Source organism: Bradyrhizobium sp. 18BD, assembly GCF_054185225.1.
Map to the genome: position 1 here is coordinate 37,474 of NZ_JAVAYL010000005.1, position 18,805 is coordinate 56,278.

The 18,805-nt window shown below is 63.4% G+C and carries 18 protein-coding genes; 4 read left to right on the plus strand and 14 right to left on the minus strand.

The annotated features are described in order from the left end of the window. Nucleotides 1-50 precede the first annotated feature (50 nt). Both RAD16_RS10740 and RAD16_RS10745 read left to right on the plus strand, forming a co-directional pair. Nucleotides 51-1,142 carry an aspartyl protease family protein gene (locus RAD16_RS10740; protein ID WP_458157840.1) on the plus strand — a complete coding sequence of 364 codons (1,092 nt, stop codon included), beginning with the start codon at nt 51-53 and terminating at the stop codon, nt 1,140-1,142. A 92-nt stretch (nt 1,143-1,234) separates the two neighbouring features. After that, nucleotides 1,235-2,950, plus strand: a complete 1,716-nt coding sequence (locus RAD16_RS10745; RefSeq protein WP_458157841.1) for a caspase family protein — start codon at nt 1,235-1,237, stop codon at nt 2,948-2,950. Nucleotides 2,951-3,105: 155 nt separating this feature from the next. Here the strand turns inward: RAD16_RS10745 and RAD16_RS10750 are convergent, their stop codons facing one another. The 6 genes from RAD16_RS10750 to RAD16_RS10775 form a co-directional block, all read right to left on the minus strand. Next, nucleotides 3,106-4,224: a cobalamin-independent methionine synthase II family protein gene (locus RAD16_RS10750; RefSeq protein WP_458157842.1), complete on the minus strand. Its 1,119-nt coding sequence runs from the start codon at nt 4,222-4,224 to the stop codon at nt 3,106-3,108. A gap of 21 nt (nt 4,225-4,245) precedes the next feature. Continuing rightward, on the minus strand, nt 4,246-4,962 hold the full coding sequence (locus RAD16_RS10755; RefSeq protein ID WP_458157843.1) for an ABC transporter ATP-binding protein: 717 nt from the start codon (nt 4,960-4,962) through the stop codon (nt 4,246-4,248). After that, nucleotides 4,955-5,710, minus strand: a complete 756-nt coding sequence (locus tag RAD16_RS10760; RefSeq protein ID WP_326898382.1) for an ABC transporter ATP-binding protein — start codon at nt 5,708-5,710, stop codon at nt 4,955-4,957. Before RAD16_RS10760 ends, RAD16_RS10755 begins: the two co-directional genes overlap by 8 nt. Continuing rightward, nucleotides 5,707-6,735: a branched-chain amino acid ABC transporter permease gene (locus RAD16_RS10765; protein WP_458157844.1), complete on the minus strand. Its 1,029-nt coding sequence runs from the start codon at nt 6,733-6,735 to the stop codon at nt 5,707-5,709. Before RAD16_RS10765 ends, RAD16_RS10760 begins: the two co-directional genes overlap by 4 nt. Before the next feature lie 8 nt (nt 6,736-6,743). Continuing rightward, complete coding sequence (locus tag RAD16_RS10770; protein WP_458157845.1) at nt 6,744-7,613, minus strand: branched-chain amino acid ABC transporter permease; 870 nt, start codon at nt 7,611-7,613, stop codon at nt 6,744-6,746. A gap of 178 nt (nt 7,614-7,791) precedes the next feature. Beyond that, nucleotides 7,792-8,970: an ABC transporter substrate-binding protein gene (locus RAD16_RS10775; RefSeq protein WP_458157846.1), complete on the minus strand. Its 1,179-nt coding sequence runs from the start codon at nt 8,968-8,970 to the stop codon at nt 7,792-7,794. 522 nt (nt 8,971-9,492) lie between these two features. Between RAD16_RS10775 and RAD16_RS10780 the strand changes: the two genes are divergently transcribed. Further along, on the plus strand, nt 9,493-9,765 hold the full coding sequence (locus RAD16_RS10780) for a hypothetical protein (RefSeq protein WP_458157847.1): 273 nt from the start codon (nt 9,493-9,495) through the stop codon (nt 9,763-9,765). A gap of 32 nt (nt 9,766-9,797) precedes the next feature. After that, a complete protein-coding gene (locus tag RAD16_RS10785; RefSeq protein WP_458157848.1) occupies nt 9,798-10,667 on the plus strand; it encodes an NAD-dependent epimerase/dehydratase family protein in 870 nt (289 codons plus the stop codon). A 43-nt stretch (nt 10,668-10,710) separates the two neighbouring features. Here the strand turns inward: RAD16_RS10785 and RAD16_RS10790 are convergent, their stop codons facing one another. The 8 genes from RAD16_RS10790 to RAD16_RS10825 form a co-directional block, all read right to left on the minus strand. Next, nucleotides 10,711-11,271 carry a sugar transferase gene (locus tag RAD16_RS10790; RefSeq protein ID WP_458157849.1) on the minus strand — a complete coding sequence of 187 codons (561 nt, stop codon included), beginning with the start codon at nt 11,269-11,271 and terminating at the stop codon, nt 10,711-10,713. Then, nucleotides 11,268-12,194, minus strand: coding sequence for an NAD-dependent epimerase/dehydratase family protein (locus tag RAD16_RS10795; RefSeq protein WP_458157850.1), 927 nt, complete (start codon nt 12,192-12,194; stop codon nt 11,268-11,270). Before RAD16_RS10795 ends, RAD16_RS10790 begins: the two co-directional genes overlap by 4 nt. A 109-nt stretch (nt 12,195-12,303) precedes the next feature. After that, entirely contained in the window at nt 12,304-13,530 is a 1,227-nt protein-coding gene (locus RAD16_RS10800) for a glycosyltransferase family 4 protein (protein ID WP_458157851.1), read from the minus strand. A gap of 53 nt (nt 13,531-13,583) precedes the next feature. Beyond that, nucleotides 13,584-14,666, minus strand: a complete 1,083-nt coding sequence (wecB, locus tag RAD16_RS10805) for a non-hydrolyzing UDP-N-acetylglucosamine 2-epimerase (RefSeq protein ID WP_326898371.1) — start codon at nt 14,664-14,666, stop codon at nt 13,584-13,586. Nucleotides 14,667-14,715: 49 nt separating this feature from the next. After that, entirely contained in the window at nt 14,716-15,984 is a 1,269-nt protein-coding gene (locus RAD16_RS10810) for a methyltransferase domain-containing protein (protein WP_458157852.1), read from the minus strand. Between the two features lie 110 nt (nt 15,985-16,094). Continuing rightward, entirely contained in the window at nt 16,095-17,129 is a 1,035-nt protein-coding gene (locus tag RAD16_RS10815) for a polysaccharide biosynthesis protein (RefSeq protein ID WP_354130719.1), read from the minus strand. After that, nucleotides 17,116-17,994, minus strand: coding sequence for a dTDP-4-dehydrorhamnose reductase family protein (locus tag RAD16_RS10820; RefSeq protein ID WP_458157853.1), 879 nt, complete (start codon nt 17,992-17,994; stop codon nt 17,116-17,118). Before RAD16_RS10820 ends, RAD16_RS10815 begins: the two co-directional genes overlap by 14 nt. Nucleotides 17,995-18,019: 25 nt before the next feature. Further along, entirely contained in the window at nt 18,020-18,802 is a 783-nt protein-coding gene (locus RAD16_RS10825) for an AglZ/HisF2 family acetamidino modification protein (protein WP_458157854.1), read from the minus strand. Nucleotides 18,803-18,805: the final 3 nt, after the last annotated feature.

Here is an 18,805-nt window from a genome sequence, read left to right on the forward strand (position 1 = left end):
GTCACACTTACGGATATAGAGAGCGCCTGTTGCGATACTCTGGGGTGCATATGTTCCGGCGAAAATGCCTGACGATCCTGCTGCTCGTTTCGTTCGCAAGTATCGCCCGCGCAAGCGACCCCACCACCGACAATCCGGACCAGGTGTTCGAAGCCGTCTATGCCCGCATCGGGGCAGTGCCGGCCGCGGTCGCGCGCGAACGTCTGATCTGGCTGAAGCTGGAAGAGCTCAAGCGCGAACCATGCGATCAGCGCAGCATCGACGATCTCGCCATGATGCTCGACAGGCGCGGCTACCGTCGGCAAGCCGCCGACGGGCTCTACAAATTCGTCCAGAGCTGCGGAGCGCCGCTGACCGCACTGAACAAGGCGTCCGTCATCTATATGAGCATCACCGACTACCCGAAGGCTGTCGAAGCCGCCGAGGAGTATGTCAAACGCGCGCCGTCCGACCAGAGCGCGCATTATGTCCGCGCCATGGCACTGGACGCTGCCGGCGACTACCGCCGCGCCCTCGCCGACTACTCCGACACGATCGAGCTGTTCAGCGGCGACAAGAAAATGATCTCGGGCGGGATCTTCATGCGCATGGCGAACGCATACGCCGCGCTGAAGCAGTTCTGCGAGGCGACGGCGCCGATCAACCGCTGGGTCGCGCTCGATCCGGCGACGCGCGATAACAGCAAGACGCAGAAGATCATCGCCGACTATGAGCGGCAGGGCAATTGCGTCTCGTCGACCGAGTCCCGGAATGAGAGCTTCCCGATCCACGGGCAGAAGGGGGTCGCCACCGTGAAAGCCGAGATCAACGGCGTGCGCGGGCTGTTCGTGCTCGACACCGGCGCAAGCTATGTGTCCGTGAAATCGGCTTTTGCGAGCAAGGCCAAGATCCCGGACGGCGGCGCCAGCGACATCACGCTGATCACCGCCAACGGCCAGACCAAGGCAAAGCTCTCCAGGGCCGACAAGGTCGTGCTGGGCAAGCTCGAAGCGATGAACGTGCCCGTCGCGGTGCAGGATGGCGACGAGAAGGGATTTGGCGCAGGCATCGACGGCCTGCTCGGCATGAGCTTCCTGTCGCGGTTCGAGGTCCAGATGGCGGGCGGATCGATTGAGGTCCGCACTCGCCAGCCCAGGAAGTGACCGCAGCAGACCATCGCGGCGTGAACCCGAAACGCCGCGCGCGCGACCAAGGGCAGACATTCCCATCACAAACGCCTGCAGCCGAGGTCTCCTTGCGCCGCCTGCTCCTGATCCCCGCCCTTTTGCTCGCTGCCCTGCTCGGGTCCGCGCCGGCCCATGCGCAGGCCCGCAACCAGCTCGGACCGCTCTGCACCACCGAGACCACGCCGGCGGACCAGATGGTCGACGCCTGCAGCAAGATCATTGCGCTGAAGGTATTCAAGGGCGAGCAGCTCGCGACCGTGTATTTCTGGCGCGCCGTCGGCTGGAACAAGAAGGGCGACTACGCCAAGGTCATCGCCGACACCACCGAAGCGATTCGGCTCAAGCCGAGCCAGGCGGTCTATAACCTCAGGGGATCGGCCTATTTCGACAAGGGCGACTACGACATCGCGATCGCCGATTTCGACGATGCGCTGAAGCTCGGCCCGCCCAGCGGCATCATTTTCCACAATCGCGGCAATGCCTGGCGCGGCAAGCGCGACTACGCCAAGGCGGTCGCCGACTACGATGCCGCCATCAAGGCCGACCCGCGATCGACATTCTCGTTCCAGAACCGCGGCATCGCGAAGGAGGCGCTCGGCGAGCTCGACGCCGCACTCGCCGACATCAACCAGGCGATCCGGCTCGACCCGACGCTGCCGCAGCCGCTGATCACCCGCACCTCGATCTGGCGCGCCAAGGGCGATCTCGATCGCGCCATCGCCGACGGCAGCGACGCGATCCGGCTCGCCAAGGAGAAGCCGCCGGTCAACATCATGACGCCGCCGAACAGCGTGCTGATCTCGGGCTACACCCATCGGGCGCTCGCCTATGAAGCGAAGGGCGACTACGCCCGCGCCCGCGAGGACTACATGGCGACGCTCGCGATCGTCGCCTCGGATGCCGGCAGCAAGTCCAACCAGGCGACAGCAAAGGTGCGGCTGGCGCTGATCACGGATGCAGCCGCACCGATCCCGCGCGATGCGCCCTCACCGACGACGGCGACAGCTCCTGCCTCACAGCAGACTGGTGCGGCCCCCGCGCCCTCACCTGCTCCGGCCGTACGCGGTACGCGGATGGCGCTGATCATCGGCAACGGCGCCTATGCGCATGTGAAGGCGCTGCCCAATCCGCCCAACGATGCGCGCGCGGTCGCCAAGAGCCTGCGCGACATCGGCTTCACGGTGTCGGAAGGCGTCGACCTCGACCGCGCGGCAATGCAGAAGATGACACGCGACTTCTTGCGTGACGCGGCGCGGGCGCAAGTTGCGGTGGTGTACTATGCCGGCCACGGCGTGCAGGTCGATGGCCGCAACTATCTCATTCCGGTCGATGTCGAGCTCAAGCCGGGCACAGGCATGACCGAGGCGATGATCGACATGGACACGATCATGGCCGGCCTCGACGACCAGGTCCGCACCAACATCCTGATCTTCGATGCCTGCCGCAACAATCCGATGGCGCAGCAGGTCGCAAGCGCAGGCACCAATCGCGGCATCGAAGGCGCCTCGGGCCTCGCAGCTCCAACGAGCCTCGGCACCGGCGCGACGCTGGGCGCGGGCACGCTGATCGCCTTCGCCACCGCGCCGGGCCAGGTCGCGCTCGACGGCGAAGGCGCCAACTCGCCGTTCTCCGCCGCCCTCTCCCGTCATCTCGGCACACCGGGCCTGGAAGTGCAGCAGATGCTGACGCGGGTGCGGGCCGAGGTGGTCTCGTCCACGAAGAACAAGCAGGTGCCGTGGTCGAACTCGTCGCTGCTGGGTGAGGTCTATCTGGCGGAGAAGTGAGATACTCTCGTGCCCCGGACGCAGCGCAACGCTTCTTCAGCGGTGCGCTGCAGAGCCCGGGGCCCACATCTCCGAAGAGCAAGTCTAGCAGCATAGGTCCCGGCTCTGCGCAGCAACGCAAGAGCGTTGCAGCGCGTCCGGGACACGAGCGAGGCTCAGTTGCCCCACACTTCCTTCGCGATCTCGACCGCGAGGCTCAGTTTCGCCCACTGCTCTTCCTCGGAGAGGATGTTGCCCTCTTCGGTCGAAGCGAAGCCGCATTGCGGGGAGAGCGCGAGCTGCTCCAGCGGAGCGAACTTGGCGGCTTCTTCGAGGCGACGCTTGATGTCGTCCTTCTTCTCGAGCTCGCCGAACTTCGAGGTGATGACGCCGACCACGACGACCTTGTTGCCCTTGGGCAGGAAGCGCAGCGGCTCGAAGCCGCCGGCACGGTCGCTATCGTATTCGAGGAAGTAGCCGTCGTAATTGGTGCCGGCGAGCATGGTCTCGGCCACCGGCTCGTAGCCGCCCGAGGAAATCCAGGTCGAGCGGAAATTGCCGCGGCAGACATGCGTCGTCACCACCATGTCGGCGGGCTTCTCGGCCAGTGCGTAATTGATGATGCGGGCGTAGATCTGCTGCAAGCCATCCGGATTGTCGCCGCGCTCGCGCGCCTTCTGCAATTCGTCCGGCGAGCAGAGATAGGCCCACACGGTGTCGTCGAACTGCAGATAGCGGCAGCCGGCGTCGTAGAACGCCTTGACGGCCTTGCGGTAGGTCTTGCCGAGATCCTCGTAGAAGGCGTCGAGATCGGGATAGACGTCCTTGGAGATCGACTTGCGGCCGCCGCGGAAGTGCAGCACGGCCGGAGACGGGATCGTCATCTTCGCGGTGACGTGGGCCTGGTCGGCGACCTTCTTCAGAAAGCGGAAGTGGTCCAGCATCGGGTGGTCATCGGGAAAGTCGAGCTTGTCGATCACCCGGACCGCGTCGTGACGGGTCTGCACGCCCGTGAACTGGATGCCGGCGTCGGGGTGGAACAGCTCGCAGCCGGTGAGCTTGGCCAGGAAGTCGAAATGCCACCACGAGCGGCGGAATTCACCGTCGGTCGCGAGCTTCAGGCCGACCGAAGCCTGCTTGTGCACGACCTTCTCGATCTCCATGTCCTCGATCTTGCGCAGATCGTCGGCCGAGATCTCGCCCTTCTCGAGCTTCGCGCGGGCTTCCTTGATCTTGGCGGGGCGCAGGAGGCTGCCGACCTCGTCGGCACGGAAGGGGGCTTTGGTTCGCTGCATTTTGTACTCCCGGGATATTTCTTAGTGGGCCGCCGCCCCTGCGACCCCGAGGTGGCGCTCCAGAACCGACGGGTCGGCCTTCAGCGCGGCGCTCGGGGCGTCGTGGACGATCGTTCCGCGTTCCAATATCACAACGCGGTCGGCAAGCCCCAGAATCTTTTGGGCATTCTGCTCGACGATGATCGAGCAGATGCCCCCGGCCCGGGTGATGGTCCCGATCGCCTTCAGCAGCTCCTCGACGATGATGGGGGCCAGGCCCTCGGTCGGTTCGTCCAGCAGCAGGACCTTCGGGTTGAGGGTCAGCGCGCGGCCGATCGCCAGCATCTGCTGCTCGCCCCCGGAGAGCTGGTTGCCGAAATTGGTCCGCCGCTCCTTCAGCCGCGGGAACATCTCGTAGACCTTCTCGACCGTCCAGGGGCCGGGCTGGGCCACCGCGGTCATGTTCTCCTCCACCGTGAGCGAGCGGAAGATGTTGCGCTCCTGCGGCACCCAGCCGATGCCGGCGCGGGCGCGCTGATCGGGCCGGAGCGTGGTGACGTCCGTGCCGCCGAGCGCGACCGTGCCGGAGAAGCGGCGGGTGACGCCGACGATGGAGTTGATCAGCGTCGTCTTGCCGGTGCCGTTGCGGCCGAGCAGCGCCAGCACCTGCCCTTCGGCAAGGCGCAGGCTCATCTTCGGCAGCACCACGGCCTCGCCATAGCCGGCACGCAGGGAATCGATCGCGAGCAGGTCAGACATTGACCGCCTCCTCGCCGAGATAGACGGCCTTCACCTGCGGATCGCGCGCCACCTGCTCGGGCGGCCCCTCGGTGAGCAGCGCGCCGGAGACCAGCACCGAGATGCGGTCGGCGAAAGAGAACACGAGGTCCATGTCATGCTCGATCAGCAGCACCGTGACGTCGCGCGGCAGCGCGCCGACGACGGCGAGAATGTCGTGGCGCTCGCTCTCGGGCACGCCGGCGGCGGGCTCGTCGAGCAGCAGCACGCGCGGCTTGGCGGCGATCGCGACCGCGATCTCGAGCAGGCGCTGCTTGCCGTAAGGCAAGGTCACGGTCTGCTCGTTCATGACGTCGAGCAGGTGGAAGCGGGTCAGAAGATCGGCGATCTCGCCGTTGACGTCGGCGCGCGTGCCCATCCGCCGCCACCAGTCACCGCCATGGCCGAGGCGTTCGGAGACGGCAAGGCCGATGGTCTCGAGCGGAGTTAGATCAGGATAGAGCTGGTTGATCTGGAACGTGCGCGACAGGCCGCGCAACACGCGCTTGTGCACGGGCAGGTCCGTGATGTCCTGGCCTTCGAGCAGGATCCGGCCTGAGTTCGGCTTGAGCACGCCGGTGAGCTGGTTGATCACCGTGGTCTTGCCGGCGCCGTTCGGGCCGATCAGCGCGTGACGGGCGCCCTGCTCGATCCTGAGCGACAGGTCGCGGGTGACGCGCAGGCCGCCAAAGGTCTTCTCGAGATTCCGGGTTTCGAGGGCGATGGTCATGCGTCGCTCTCCGGCGCGGCGACGACGGCCTTACGTCCGGCGACCTGCTTGATGATCAGATTGGGCACATACAGCACCCAGCGATGCAGGCGCTGGCGGCCGACCAGCACGATCACGACCAGCACGAGGCCGATCCAGAACTGCCAGTATTGCGGGGTGATGGCGGAGAAAAACTCCTGCAGCATGCGGAACACCACCGCGCCGATCAATCCGCCATAGAGATAGCCGGTGCCGCCGATGACGAGCACCAGCATCAGATCGGCGGAGCGCTCGAAGGCGAACACGTCGAGCGAGGCGATCGCTGTGGTCTGTGTGAACAGCGCGCCGGCGATCCCGGCATAGAAGGCCGCGAGCGTGTAGATCGCGATCAGGCGACGATTGACGGGGATGCCGATCGCAGCCGCGCGCAGCGGATTGTTCTTGATCGCGCGCAGCGAGAGCCCGAACGGCGAATGCACGACGCGGCGGGCGAACAGGAACAGCAGGAACAGCACGGCCAGCGAATAGAAGAAGCCGGTCTTGCCGAACATGTCGAACGGGATCGCGCCGAAGATCGGCTGCATCTCGATGCCCTGCAGGCCGTCGGTGCCGCCGGTGATGTTGGAGAAGCGCTCGGCGAGCGCCTCCAGCAACAGCGCGATGCCGAGCGTCACCATCAGCCGGGTGAGATCGACGCCGCGGATCACCAGGAAGCTGGTGGCAAAGCCGAGCACCATCGCAGCAAGGCCGGCGACGATCAGCGCCAGCACCGGCTCGTTGATGATGCCGTGCAACGCAAGCAGCCCGGCGGCATAGGCGCCGACGCCGAAGAAGGCGGCATGGCCGAGCGAGACGATACCGGCATAGCCGAGGATCAGATCGAGCGACATCGTGAACAGCGCCAGGCGCAGGATGTCGGTCATGATCAGAAAACGCGTGGGAAACAGGAAGCCGCAGGCCAGCACGACGAGCCAGAAGGCGGCTTCGCCGAAGTGCCAGCGCGCCTGGCGCTGCGCGTGATAACCGACGTCGGAAGAAGCGCTCATCGGCGAACTCAACGCGCGGCCGTGCGGCCGAACAGACCGTTCGGGCGCCAGATCAGGATCACGATCATCATGGTGTAGATCACGAAGGGTCCCATCTTCGGCACGTAATATTTGCCGGCGACGTCACCGATGCCGAGCAGGAGCGAGGCCAGGAACGGCCCGGTGATCGAGGACGAGCCGCCGACGGTGACCACGATCAGGAAGTAGATCATGAACTTCAGCGGGAAGTACGGGTCGAGGCCGAGGATCTCGGCGCTCAGTGCGCCGCCGAGACCGGCAAGGCCGCACCCGAATGCGAATGTGAACGCGAACACCTGCGGCACATTGATGCCGAGGCCGCTCGCCGCGCGCGGATCATCGACCGCGGCGCGCAGCCGGCTGCCGAAACGCGTCTTGGCCAGCACCATCTGGAGGCCGATCGTCAGCAGGCCGCAGATCACGATGATCATTAGCCGGTAGCGGCCGATGCCGACGCCGAACACGTCGAACTGGCCCTGCAGCGCGGCCGGCAGGTTGATGAAGACGCGCGAGGAGCCCTGGATGTAATCCACGGCTGCGACCGACATGAAGGTGAGGCCGATGGTGAACAGCACCTGGTCGAGATGGCTGCGCGTATAGAGGTGACGGTAGAGCGTGCGCTCGAGGAAAATGCCAATCGCGGCCGATGAGACGAAGGCGAGCGGCAGCGCGGCGAAAAACGGCCAGCCCATCCGGTTGACCAGCACCATGCAGACATAGCCACCCGCCATGGCGAAGGCGCCGTGCGCGAGGTTGACGAAGTTCATCAAACCGAGCGTGACCGCGAGCCCGCAGGCAAGCACGAACAGCAGCATGCCGTAGGCAACGCCATCGAACAGGTTGGTGAGGATTGAGGTCATCGAGGGTCGAATATCATCTCAAGTGTAGCCTATTGCCGTGCTGCGCTCCCTCCCCCGCTTGCGGGGGAGGGTTGGGGAGAGGGTGCTTCAACAACGAAGACTCCCCCAGAGGAGAGAGCCCTCACCCGGCGCTTTGCGCCGACCTCTCCCGCAAGCGGGAGAGGTTTAGAAGAGCGGGTCACTTCTTCGTCTTGCCGAGGTCCTTGACGGCTTCGAAGGTCGCGAACTCGACGTTGTAGAGCTCGCCGTCGACCTTCTCGACCTTGCGGATGTAGATGTTCTGCACGATGTCACGGGTCTCGGGATCGATTGAGATCGGGCCGCGCGGGCTTTCCCACTTCTGGCCCTTCATGGCCTCGATCAGCTTGTCGCCGCTGGTGTCGCCATTGGTCTTCTTCAGCGCCTCGTAGATGAGGTGGATGCCGTCATAGCCGCTCACCGCCATGAAGCCCGGGCGATTGCCGAATGCCTTCTTGTAGGCGGCAACGAAATCCTTGTTCATCTGCGAGGGATGCGCCGCCGAATAGAGATGCGCAGTGACGGTGCCGAGCACGGCGTCGCCCATGTTGTTGAGCAGGTCGTCGTCGGTGACGTCGCCGGGTCCAATGACCTTGATGCCGGCCTTGTCGAGACCACGCTCGGCATATTGCTTCATGAAGTTGCCACCCTGTCCGGCCGGCACGAACACGAAGATCGCGTCGGGCTTGGCGTCCTTCATGCGCTGCAGGAACGGCGCGAAGTCGGGGTTGGCGAGAGGCGTCTTCACCTCTTCGACCACTTCACCGCCGCCCGCGGTGAAGTTCTGCTTGAAGAAATTCAGCGCGTCGTTGCCCGGTGCGTAGTCCGAGGTCAGCGTCGCCACCTTCTTGATGCCGTTCTTCACCGCCCAGTCCGCGATGATGGTCGAGGACTGCGCCAGGGTGAAGCTGGTGCGCACGATATAGGGCGAGCGCTCGGTGATGATGGAGGTGCCGGCCGCCATCACGACTTCCGGGATCTTGGCCTGCGTCGCCAGCGGCGCGGCCGCGAGCGCGGCGGGCGTCACGCCGAAGCCGGCGATGAAATTGACCTTGTCGTTGACGATCAGCTCCTGCGCGGCGGTCTTGGTCTTGTCGGGAATCGCAGCGTCGTCCTTGAGGATGATCTCGACCTTCTTGCCGGCGACGGTGTCGCCCTTCTGCTGCATGTAGAGCTTGATCGCGTTCTCGATCTGCTTGCCGGTCGAGGCCTGGCCGCCGGTCATCGGCAGGATCAGGCCGACCTTGACGGTGTCTTCGGCCTTGGCCGGCACGATCGCCGCGAGACCTGCGATTGCGGCCGCTGCTGCGGTGCGCGAAAACATTTTACGTTCGAACATCAGATGTCCCTCCCCTTCATTCCTGACCTCTTATGCGCCGGACCGAGTGCCCGGTCCTTGCTTCAGCTTAGCTCACGCGCGCACGATGTCGCGCGCCACAAGGCGTCTTTCGCGCCCTCATTGTCAATCGGACGTTTGGCGACCATTCGGCGCAAGCCGAGCGTTCCGATTAGCAAGGGCGAAGAGCGGTGTCGCGGTTACGTTGGGGTAACCCGAGCGCCCGATCTTCGTCGGCTTTCCAGCCGTCATTTGCACGAATGTACAAATAAAATGGACCTGTCAACGAAAAACCCCCGGTGCCGACCAAGCCAGATTGTCGCGAGCGGGCAGTGTAGGAAAGCGGTGCACCGGGTGGATGGAGGATTTCGTCTTCCATTTGCAGAATTTGAACATCGCGAGCGGTCGCAATCCGGTATGTTCGTACCTACCTCGAATAAGCCAATTTTACCTTGTTGAAGGCTACCCTCGTTAAACGCCGGTCATCCGGCACCCTCCTGTTTTTCTGCCCGGCGCGTCCACACGATGATCATGCGGTTTCGGTCCCTTCTGCTTCTCCTCGCGGCGACCGCGGGGCTGTCGGGCTGCGGCACGGTCAACGAGAGACTGTCGGCCGGGATGGGCGATTATGTCCCGCAATGGGCGGGCGGCCTACCGGCGGACGCCCCGCCGCGGCCGGGCACGGCGCAGTACGATGCATGGATGAAGGAACGGGAGCAGAAGCGGCTCCAGCCCGCAGCACCACGCGACGAGTCCAAAACCGGCCAGAACAAGCTTGACCCCACGCAACAGCGTTGATTGTAAACGGCGGTTGAGGGCGGAAGAGCAGCATGCTGGACAGCAGCACAGGCAAGCAGACGGAATGTCTCGTGATCGGCGGCAGCGGACTGGTCGGCGGCTATCTCGTCGATCATCTCGCCCGCCGACACGGGCGTGTCTTTGCAGTCTCCCGCTCCCCCCGCAGCACGACCGCCAGCGTGGCGTGGATTCAGGCCGACCTGACGCAGCCGGACACTCTGAAATTTCCTGACGTCACGACGCTGTACTGTACCGCCGACGCAATTCAGCTGGCCAAGGCATTGCCCGTCATCCTCGCATCCCCGGTCAAACGCGTCGTGGCATTGAGCTCAACCAGCGTGCTCACCAAGCAGGATACTGAAGTTGCGGAAGAGCGCGAGACCATCCGAAACCTGACCGAAGCCGAGCAGATCATCGCCAGGCTTTGCCAAGAGCGCGAGGTCAGCTGGACCATCTTGCGACCGACCCTGATCTACGCAGAAGGACGGGACACCAACATCACGCCGTTGTCGCGGCTGATTCGGCGGGCCGGCTTCATGCCGATCGTCGGTGGCGCGAAGGGTCTTCGGCAGCCGGTGCACGCGGAGGATCTCGCGATCGGCGCGATCGCTGCAGCCGAGAGCCCGGCAGCACGCAACAAATTCTATTCGCTACCGGGCGCGGAAACGCTGCCTTATAGCGAAATGATCGGCCGGGTGTTTGACGGCATGGGACGCCCTCGCCGGCTCATTTCCGTCTCCCCATGGCTGTGGCGCGTTATCTTCGCGATGGCGAAACCGCTGTATCCCACGGCCAACGTGGCGATGGGCTTGCGCATGATGAAGGACATGACCTTCGATGCAACGCCGGCGATCGAGGATTTCGGCTGGAATCCTCGGCGCTTCCATCCGGTTTTCGATTAAGCCGGATCGATTCAGGCGTCGGGCGTGAGCGCGGGATTGCGCTTCAGGTCTTGACGATCTGGTCGACGCCGACGCCCTGCCCGCGCAACGTCGCCCAGATCAGCCCGAGATCGCCAATGAAGCTTTGGGATTTGACGTATTGGGCATCGAGTTCGGCCAGCCGCTCCGGGTTCGACATGTCGACGCCGCGAACCTGGGCCAGCCCGGTGATGCCGGGACGCACGCTGAACACCCCGAGCTTGCGCCGCGCCTCGACAAGCTCGACCTGCGACGGCAGGCACGGCCGCGGACCGACCAGGCTCATGTCACCGGCCAATACGTTGAAGGCCTGCGGCAGTTCATCGACCTTGAAACGCCGCATGTGATAGCCCAGCCGCGTGACCTTCGCCGCCGAGACCTGATGGGTCGGAAGATCGCCCGTGTCCGAGGCCATCGTCCGGAATTTGTAACAGGTGAATGGCTGCCCGTTCCGCCCGACCCGAACCTGCCGGAAAATCGCGTCGCCCCGGCTATCGAGCCGGATGGCAACAGCGACAATCAGCAAGATCGGCCAGAGCAGGAGCAGGAGCACCGCGCAGACCGCTACATCGAGCAAACGCTTCATTTGGAAGACGCTCGCACCATCGCGCGCAGGCCATCCTTTGTATGCACGCGGGGAGACCATCCGACGCTCTGAAGATCGGCTGAGCTTGCGACAAGCTCGCGTCCGATGCGATCCCAAAGCCCGCGGTGGCCGGCAGCAAAAACCAGCGCCCGCACGGCAGCCGGTGGGATCGGAACCAAATTGCGCGGCCGCCCAGTAGCCTCGCGCAGCGTCCCGATCATTTCAGCCAGCGTGATCGGCTCGGGATCACAGACGATGAAAGTCCGATTGATCGTGTCCTGATTGCCGAGGCAGAACATCACCGCCTGCACGAGATTGTCGATCGAGAGCAGCGAACGGCGATTCTGGAAGGAGCCAAACGGGAGCGGCACGGGCAGCGACGCAATCTTCATCATCATGGCCATGTTGGCCTTGGCTCCCGGGCCATAGACGATGACCGGCCGCAGAATGGTGAACGGTACGCCAGAAAGACGAACTTCCTCTTCCGCCGCGAGCTTGGCCCGGTCATAGGCCGTCATGGGCCACGGCTCGTCCTTCTCGGTGACGACATGGTCGGCAGCGGAGCCCGCCTGCGCGCCAATCGACGACATGAAGATGAGACGCTTGATCCCGCGCTGCGCACAGGCCTGGACCAGGTGCGCCGTCGCCTCGCGATTGGCCCTTGTGTACTGGCCGCTGTCGATGTGAGTGCGATGAGCGATGGCCGCGAGGTGAATGACGGTATCGATGCCATCAAGAAGGGGGGCCCAATCCACATCGCGCTCAAGATCGGACAGCTCCGCCCATTCGCTTCCCGGCGCATTGGCAAGCGAGGTCGGCTTGCGGGACGCCGCCCGGACGAAGTGGCCGTCGTTTGCGAGCGCATTGGTCAGGGTAGACCCTATGAAGCCAGAAGCGCCGGTTACCAATATCCGCAACGACATCCGCTCGCTCGCCCCAACGGCCGGAAAGACAGAGGCTTCCGCTCGGCCAAAATGTTCCACTAGGTGGTGCACGCGAACCGCCCCCGGACGATGATTCTCATCATTCTCATCACCCTTGCGGCGCCGGCACAACGGCAGACGCTACAATTTGCTGCACCGCAGCAGAAGACGAAAACATCGAGCGCCCCAATTCCCGACCGCGCTCCGACATCGAACGACGCAATACGTCGTCATCCATAAGTTGTTCTGCGAGTTCCTTCAACTCGTTAACGGAATTCCCAACATATACCTTCCCCACCTGCTCGGCCTCGATCAGCCTCATCAGGTCGGTGCCCGGATTCACCCGCGCGAGGACCGGCACCCCATATTGCACGTAGGAGACGAACTTGCCCGGAATATTGTGGGTTTTATGGTCGGGATGCAGTGCGACCATGCCGACATGGCACTGCGCGAGAAGGCCCGGAATCTCGGTCGAATCGATCTCGCCGAAGAACAGCGCGTTGCTGAGATCGCGCGAGGCTTTCTCGGCCTCGAGGCGCGCGAACTCGGTACCGCGCCCGACGAACAGGAACCCGATATCTGTGCGGTCGCGCAGGCCGTGGATCAGATCGATGAAGATATCCATGCCCTGGGCCACGCCCATATTGCCGATGTAGACGAAGATCTTGCGGCCGGCGAGCGGCGTATTCTTCACAACGATGCTGCTGCCGATATCAGGCGTCACCTCGAGCCAGTTGCGCAGCACCTCGATGCGGCGCGGGGCGCGATCCCACTTTTCGAGGTAGCGGAGATTGGACTCAGTCTGCACGCCGATCACCTGGGCGACGCTGTACTGGAATGCCGCAATGGCCTTGAAGACCAGGTAGACCGGGCCTCGCCGGACCAGGCCGAGGTCGACCGCCCATTCCGGAAAGATATCGCGCAGGATGAGATAGGTCCTCGGCTTGTTCTTGCCCTTCGATTTGCGCCGCAATTTCGCAATCAGCGGACCGAAGAAGATCGGTGGTGAATACCACACCAGAAGGTCCCAATTCGCCGCGGCAAACGGGCTGCGTCGGATGTTGAGATACATGGCGAACGGTAGCCACATCTCGGCGATGGCCCGCCGGACGAACGACGGAGAGCGCGTCGGCGGCGCAGCCACGCGCAACACCTCGACCCCGTCGAATTGCTCCACCACCCACGGCTTATCCGACATCGGCGACGGAACGATGACGACCGGCCTATGCCCCTGCGCCGCAAACTCCCGTGAGAGATCCCGCAACTGCACCGCCGCGGACGTCCGCAGGGGCGGATAGTCCGTCGAGATCAGCGCAATCAGCAGGCCACGGCTCATGTCGGTGCTTCACAGTATCAGCGGCGGCGGGTCACCGCCGCTCGCTGCGAGGCTCAGAAGAAGTTCGTGATCTTGGTGCGGATCGCATTCACCACCACGGACGAGGGCGAATAATCCTCCTCGAACTCGTAGCGCGCGCTCCAGGGCAGGCTGACCGCCAGCGTCACCGCCTCGACGATGTTCTCGGCCTCCATGCCCGAAACGATCGTGGCACCGCTCTCGAGCGTCTCCATGCGCTCGGTCGCCATGCGCAGGCTGACATTGGGCACCTTGTAGAACAGCCCCTCCTCGGCCGCGGTGCCGGAATCGGAGAGCACCACGTAGGACTGCTTCAGCAACTGGTTGAAATCGTAGAAGCCGAGCGGTGCCATGATCCGGATGTTCGGCGGCACGTCGATGTTCTTCAGCTTGCTGGTCGTGCGCGGATGCATCGGGAAGATGATCTCACGCTTGAGCCGCTGGTTGAGGACGCCGAGCGCTTTGAAGATGTTGGCGAGATTCTGCGGATCGTCGACGTTCTCGCTGCGGTGCGCCGTTACCAGGATGTAGCCCTTCGGCTCGAGGCCGAGGCGCTTGAGAATGTCGCTTTTCTCGATCTCCGGCATGAAGGCCCGCATCGCCTCGAAGGTCGTATTGCCGGTCACGATGATCTTCGAAGGGTGGATGCCCTCGCGCAGCAGGTTCTCGCGATGATAGTGGTTATAGGGCAGCAGAATATTGCTGATGTGATCGATCAGAATGCGGTTGCGCTGCTCGGGCATGCGGCGATCCCATGCGCGCAGGCCGGCCTCCATGTGGAAGATCTTGATGCCGCGGTGCGACGCAGGCAGCACGCTCAGGCCGCTATAGGTGTCACCGAGGATCAGCAGCGCGTCGGGCTTCACCTTCTCCATCAGCGCGTCGGACTTCTTGATCACGTCCGCGACTTCGGGGCCGTAGCCCGAGGTGTCGATGTCCAGCTCGTAGTCCGGCTTCCTGAGCTTGAGATCCTTGAAGAAGAATTCGCGCAGCTCCGGCGTGAAATTCTGGCCGGTGTGGACCATCACATGATCGAAATTGTAGTCGTCGAGCTTCTTCAGCGTTGACCACATCTTGATCATTTCCGGCCGCGTACCGAAAATCGACATCACCTTCATTTGCGTGTTCCGTATGGCTTTCGTTGAACCGGTGCTTGAGAGCGAGAGCTTAGGCCGCGGACGGCGGGAAGATCGAGACCCTGGGCAGCGGCAGGATCATCCGGCCGCCCTTCTCCAGATAGGCCGCGTTCCTCTTCCTGATCTCGTCGAAGAAACTCCAGGCGAAGACCAGGAGATAATCCGGCGGATTGTCACTGCCGAGAATCGTGCTCGGATGAATCTGGAAGTGCGATTTCGGCGTGTAGAACCCCGCCTTCGCCGGTGCATCGTCGATCATGTAGTCGAGGTGATCGTGGCTGATGCCGCACCACTGGATCATGGTGTTGGCGCGACCTGACGCACCGTAGCCGGCGATACGCTTGCCCTCGGCCCGCAGACGGTTCAACAGAGAGATCAGCTCATCGCGGTGGGCCGCGACGGTCGCGGAAAACGCCTGGAAGGTCTCGAAGCGATCGAACCCGCGCGCACGTTCCTCCGCCTCGAGCGCCTTGACCGCGGGCGAAACGGACGCGCTGTGCTTGCTGCCCTTCTTGCAGGTGTAGAAACGGATCGAGCCGGCGTGGATCGGGATCGGCTTGATGTCGAACACCATCATGTCGTAGCGGGCGAGATGGTTCATCACCGACAGCAGCGAGTAGTAATAGAGGTGCTCGTGATAGACCATGTCGTATTGCAGCTCGTCGATCACCTTGCCGAGGTAGTGCACCTCGAAGGCGAACACGCCATCCGGACCGAGCGCCGCGGCAACCGCGCGCGTCGTGCCCTGGATGTCTGGAATGTGCGCATAGACGTTGTTGGCCATGATCAGATCGACGCCGCCGTGCTCGGCAGCGACGCGGCGCGCCACGCTCTCGGTGAAGTAGTCGTTGACCACCTTGATGCGCGGATCATTGATGGTCGCGACCACGTTGGAAGCCGGATCGACGCCGATCACGGTGCGAATACCCTGGTCCGCGAGCGGACGCAGCAGCACGCCGTCATTGCAGCCGAACTCGAGAACCGTCGCCTTGGCCGGATCGAGAAAGCGCCTGGTGACCTCGCCCGCATAGTCGCGGAAATGATCGCGCAGGGTGCCGATCGACGACGAGAAGTAGAAATAGTCCTTGAACATCACGTCGGCCGGCACCTTGTCGGTCACCTGCACGGCGTAGCAGTCCTTGCAGAAATGCAGGCGCATCGGGACGGTGGGTTCGGCCGCGAACTGCTCAGGCTTCAGGAAGCCGCCCGCGAGGCCGACCCTGCCGAAATCCATCACCAGTCCGAGCCGCCGGCTGTCGCAGAACGCGCAGCAAGGCTGGACGGAATCACCCGGTTCCATCGCGAAAAGTCCCCTGTTCCCTGCCTTCGGCAGTGACCTTGGCACAACCGTCGGTAACGGAGGTGCGAGGTAGCATAATCATTTCGTCAGGTCGATAACCCGGGAAAAAACTAGATCTCTGCAATTTCGCCGTCCGCGCCTCGCAAATGCCGCTGGATGAAATCCAGCTTGAGCAGCAGCGCCTTGACACCGTCAACGGTCAAACGTTCGGTATTATGGGACGTATAGTCGTCGAGGGTAGAGATCTCCCGCTGGCCGTCGGTGAAATACATCGCATAGTTGAGATCGCGATTGTCGGCCGGGATCCGGTAGTAGCGGTCCATGTCCTGGACGCGGGCCATCTCCTCGCGTGAAACAAGCGATTCGTACAGTTTTTCGCCGTGACGCGTGCCGACGATCTGGACCGGGTTGTCGGCGTTGAAGAGCTCCTTGAGCGCCTGAACGAGGTCGGCGATCGTGGCCGCGGGCGCCTTCTGCACAAAGATGTCGCCCTGCTGGCCGTGCTCATAGGCATGCAGAACCAGCTCGACGGAATCGTCGAGCGACATCAGGAAGCGCGTCATGTTCGGATCGGTCAAGGTCAGCGGCTTGCCGGCCTTGATCTGCTGAACGAACAGCGGGATCACCGAACCGCGCGACACCATGACGTTGCCATAACGGGTCGCGCACAACAGCGTCTCGGATGGCGACTGCTGACGCGCCTTCGCCACCATCACCTTCTCCATCAGCGCCTTAGTCTGCCCCATGGCGTTGATCGGATAGACCGCCTTGTCGGTCGAGAGCACGACGACTTTCTCGACATTGTTGGCGATCGCCGCGCTCATGACGTTCTCGGTGCCGAGAACGTTGGTGCGGACCGCCTCCAGCGGATAGAACTCGCAAGACGGCACCTGCTTCAGCGCGGCGGCGTGAAACACGTAGTGTGCGCCCTTCAGCGCCTGATGAATGGAATCGTAGGCACGAACGTCGCCGATGTAGAATTTCAGGCGGCTGTTGTTGAACGCCGTGCGCATCTCCTCCTGCTTCTTCTCGTCGCGGCTGAAGATGCGTATCTCGGCAACGTCAGTCGACAGGAAGCCCCTGAGGATGTGCTGGCCGAACGACCCCGTTCCGCCCGTGATGACTACAACCTTATCCTTGAACATCGCGTCCCACCGAATTGAATTTGTCGCGGTACATTGCATCAACCAGCGCCGGCCAGTCCGGCGGCTTGTACCCGGTCGCCCGCTCGAAACGATCCGCAACCAGCGAGCGATCCGGCGCCTGCCGGTCATCCGCGACCAATTTGATCCTTTTGCCGTAACGCTCGGCCACCAGCAATAGCAGATCGAACTTCGAGATCGGCCGGGTCGCAACGTGATAAATGCCGCAAAGATCGGCCCGCGGGATCACGACGTCCCGGATCATATCCGCCAGCACGATCGTCGGGAAGCCGGAGAAGATCGCCCGCGTGAAGGCGCGGCATTCGTCCTGCTGTGACAGGAACCATTCCAGTAACCCGCTTCCAGGCTGCAATTCGTGGCCGATGATCGACGTCCGCAGGGTGACCGCGTGCGGCGCATCGACCTCGCCGAGGAACTTCGATGTCCCATAGACGTCATCGGCATCCGGCACGTCGGCCTCGGTATAGGCGCCCCGGTGGCCCGCGAACACGCCGTCCGAGCTGATCTGGACGAGGCGGGCTCCTGCGCGCCTGCACAGATACGACAGGCGTTGCGGCAGCACCGCGTAGACGGCAACCGACCGCATGGGGTCGGCAGGCGCGGGCCGGCCAACCGCAATGCAATTGACGACGACGTCGGGGCGAACCGCCTCGAAAAGCTCCGCCTGCTGCCCTGGGTCCTCAATGTTGCCGACCACGGCGAGACGCCCAGCATCTGCGGGATCGAACAGCTTCCGGCTCGCGTCCTGCCGAACCGTCCCCGTCACCTGCGCGCCAGGCATCCTCGACAGGCTGCGAAACATTGCATTGCCGAGCAGACCGGTGGCTCCGAGCACGAGCACCTTCACGGCATGCTCCATCGGGGCCCGGACATCATGCGAGCTGGACCAGGCTCTGCAGCAGCTGGTCGCGTTCCTTGATGGTGGGATAATTCACCAGCACCGCGCGGTAGACGCCCTTGAAGACGAAGAGACTGCCGGCGGCGATACCGATGACGCCGAAATTGCGGATCAGCTCCTCGATATGGGCGAGCGAACCAGCACCGCCCAGGATGGTGACCGGCACCTTCGAGGCCGCATTGATCTGCCGCGCCAGCTCGAGATCGTAGCCCTTCATCTGACCGTCCTTCTCGATCGCGTTGACCACGATCTCTCCGGCCCCGAGCTTCTCGGCTTCGGCTGCGACTTCGAGCATGGTCCGCTTGGTGTTGACCTTGCCGTTGTGCGTCCAGACCTCGTAAACGCTGCTGCGCGGACGCGGCTTGACGTCGAGCACGACGACGACGCTCTGGCTGCCGACCGCTTCAGCGGCGTCGGCGATCAGCTTCGGATTGGCGACCGCAGCCGAGCTGATCGCGACCTTCTCGATGCCTAGACCGATGATGGTCTTGACCTGCTCCACCGTCTTCACGCCACCGCCGTAGCAGAGCGGCATGCGCGATTCGACGGCGAGGTTCTCGAGCATGCGATAGTCGGGCTCATGCCCGCGCACGGTCGCGTCGATGTCGTAGATCGCAAGCTCGTCGACCAATTTCTCGTTGAAGATGCGGACGACGTTGATTGGATCGCCGACATATTTCGGACTGGAGAATCCGACCGTCTTAACGAGGCCCTTGTCCTGGACAAGCAGCGAGGGAATGATACGGGGGCGCAGCACGGA

Excerpts from the sequence above, each read along its gene's own strand:
- RAD16_RS10775 (WP_458157846.1), bottom strand. The coding sequence starts at position 8,970 with ATGTTCGAACGTAAAATGTTTTCGCGCACCGCAGCAGCGGCCGCAATC.
- RAD16_RS10770 (WP_458157845.1), bottom strand. The coding sequence starts at position 7,613 with ATGACCTCAATCCTCACCAACCTGTTCGATGGCGTTGCCTACGGCATG.
- RAD16_RS10740 (WP_458157840.1), top strand. The coding sequence starts at position 51 with ATGTTCCGGCGAAAATGCCTGACGATCCTGCTGCTCGTTTCGTTCGCA.
- RAD16_RS10810 (WP_458157852.1), bottom strand. The coding sequence starts at position 15,984 with ATGGAACCGGGTGATTCCGTCCAGCCTTGCTGCGCGTTCTGCGACAGC.
- RAD16_RS10800 (WP_458157851.1), bottom strand. The coding sequence starts at position 13,530 with ATGAGCCGTGGCCTGCTGATTGCGCTGATCTCGACGGACTATCCGCCC.
- RAD16_RS10795 (WP_458157850.1), bottom strand. The coding sequence starts at position 12,194 with ATGTCGTTGCGGATATTGGTAACCGGCGCTTCTGGCTTCATAGGGTCT.
- RAD16_RS10780 (WP_458157847.1), top strand. The coding sequence starts at position 9,493 with ATGATCATGCGGTTTCGGTCCCTTCTGCTTCTCCTCGCGGCGACCGCG.
- RAD16_RS10750 (WP_458157842.1), bottom strand. The coding sequence starts at position 4,224 with ATGCAGCGAACCAAAGCCCCCTTCCGTGCCGACGAGGTCGGCAGCCTC.
- RAD16_RS10755 (WP_458157843.1), bottom strand. The coding sequence starts at position 4,962 with ATGTCTGACCTGCTCGCGATCGATTCCCTGCGTGCCGGCTATGGCGAG.
- RAD16_RS10760 (WP_326898382.1), bottom strand. The coding sequence starts at position 5,710 with ATGACCATCGCCCTCGAAACCCGGAATCTCGAGAAGACCTTTGGCGGC.
- RAD16_RS10815 (WP_354130719.1), bottom strand. The coding sequence starts at position 17,129 with ATGTTCAAGGATAAGGTTGTAGTCATCACGGGCGGAACGGGGTCGTTC.
- RAD16_RS10765 (WP_458157844.1), bottom strand. The coding sequence starts at position 6,735 with ATGAGCGCTTCTTCCGACGTCGGTTATCACGCGCAGCGCCAGGCGCGC.
- RAD16_RS10785 (WP_458157848.1), top strand. The coding sequence starts at position 9,798 with ATGCTGGACAGCAGCACAGGCAAGCAGACGGAATGTCTCGTGATCGGC.
- wecB (WP_326898371.1), bottom strand. The coding sequence starts at position 14,666 with ATGAAGGTGATGTCGATTTTCGGTACGCGGCCGGAAATGATCAAGATG.
- RAD16_RS10790 (WP_458157849.1), bottom strand. The coding sequence starts at position 11,271 with ATGAAGCGTTTGCTCGATGTAGCGGTCTGCGCGGTGCTCCTGCTCCTG.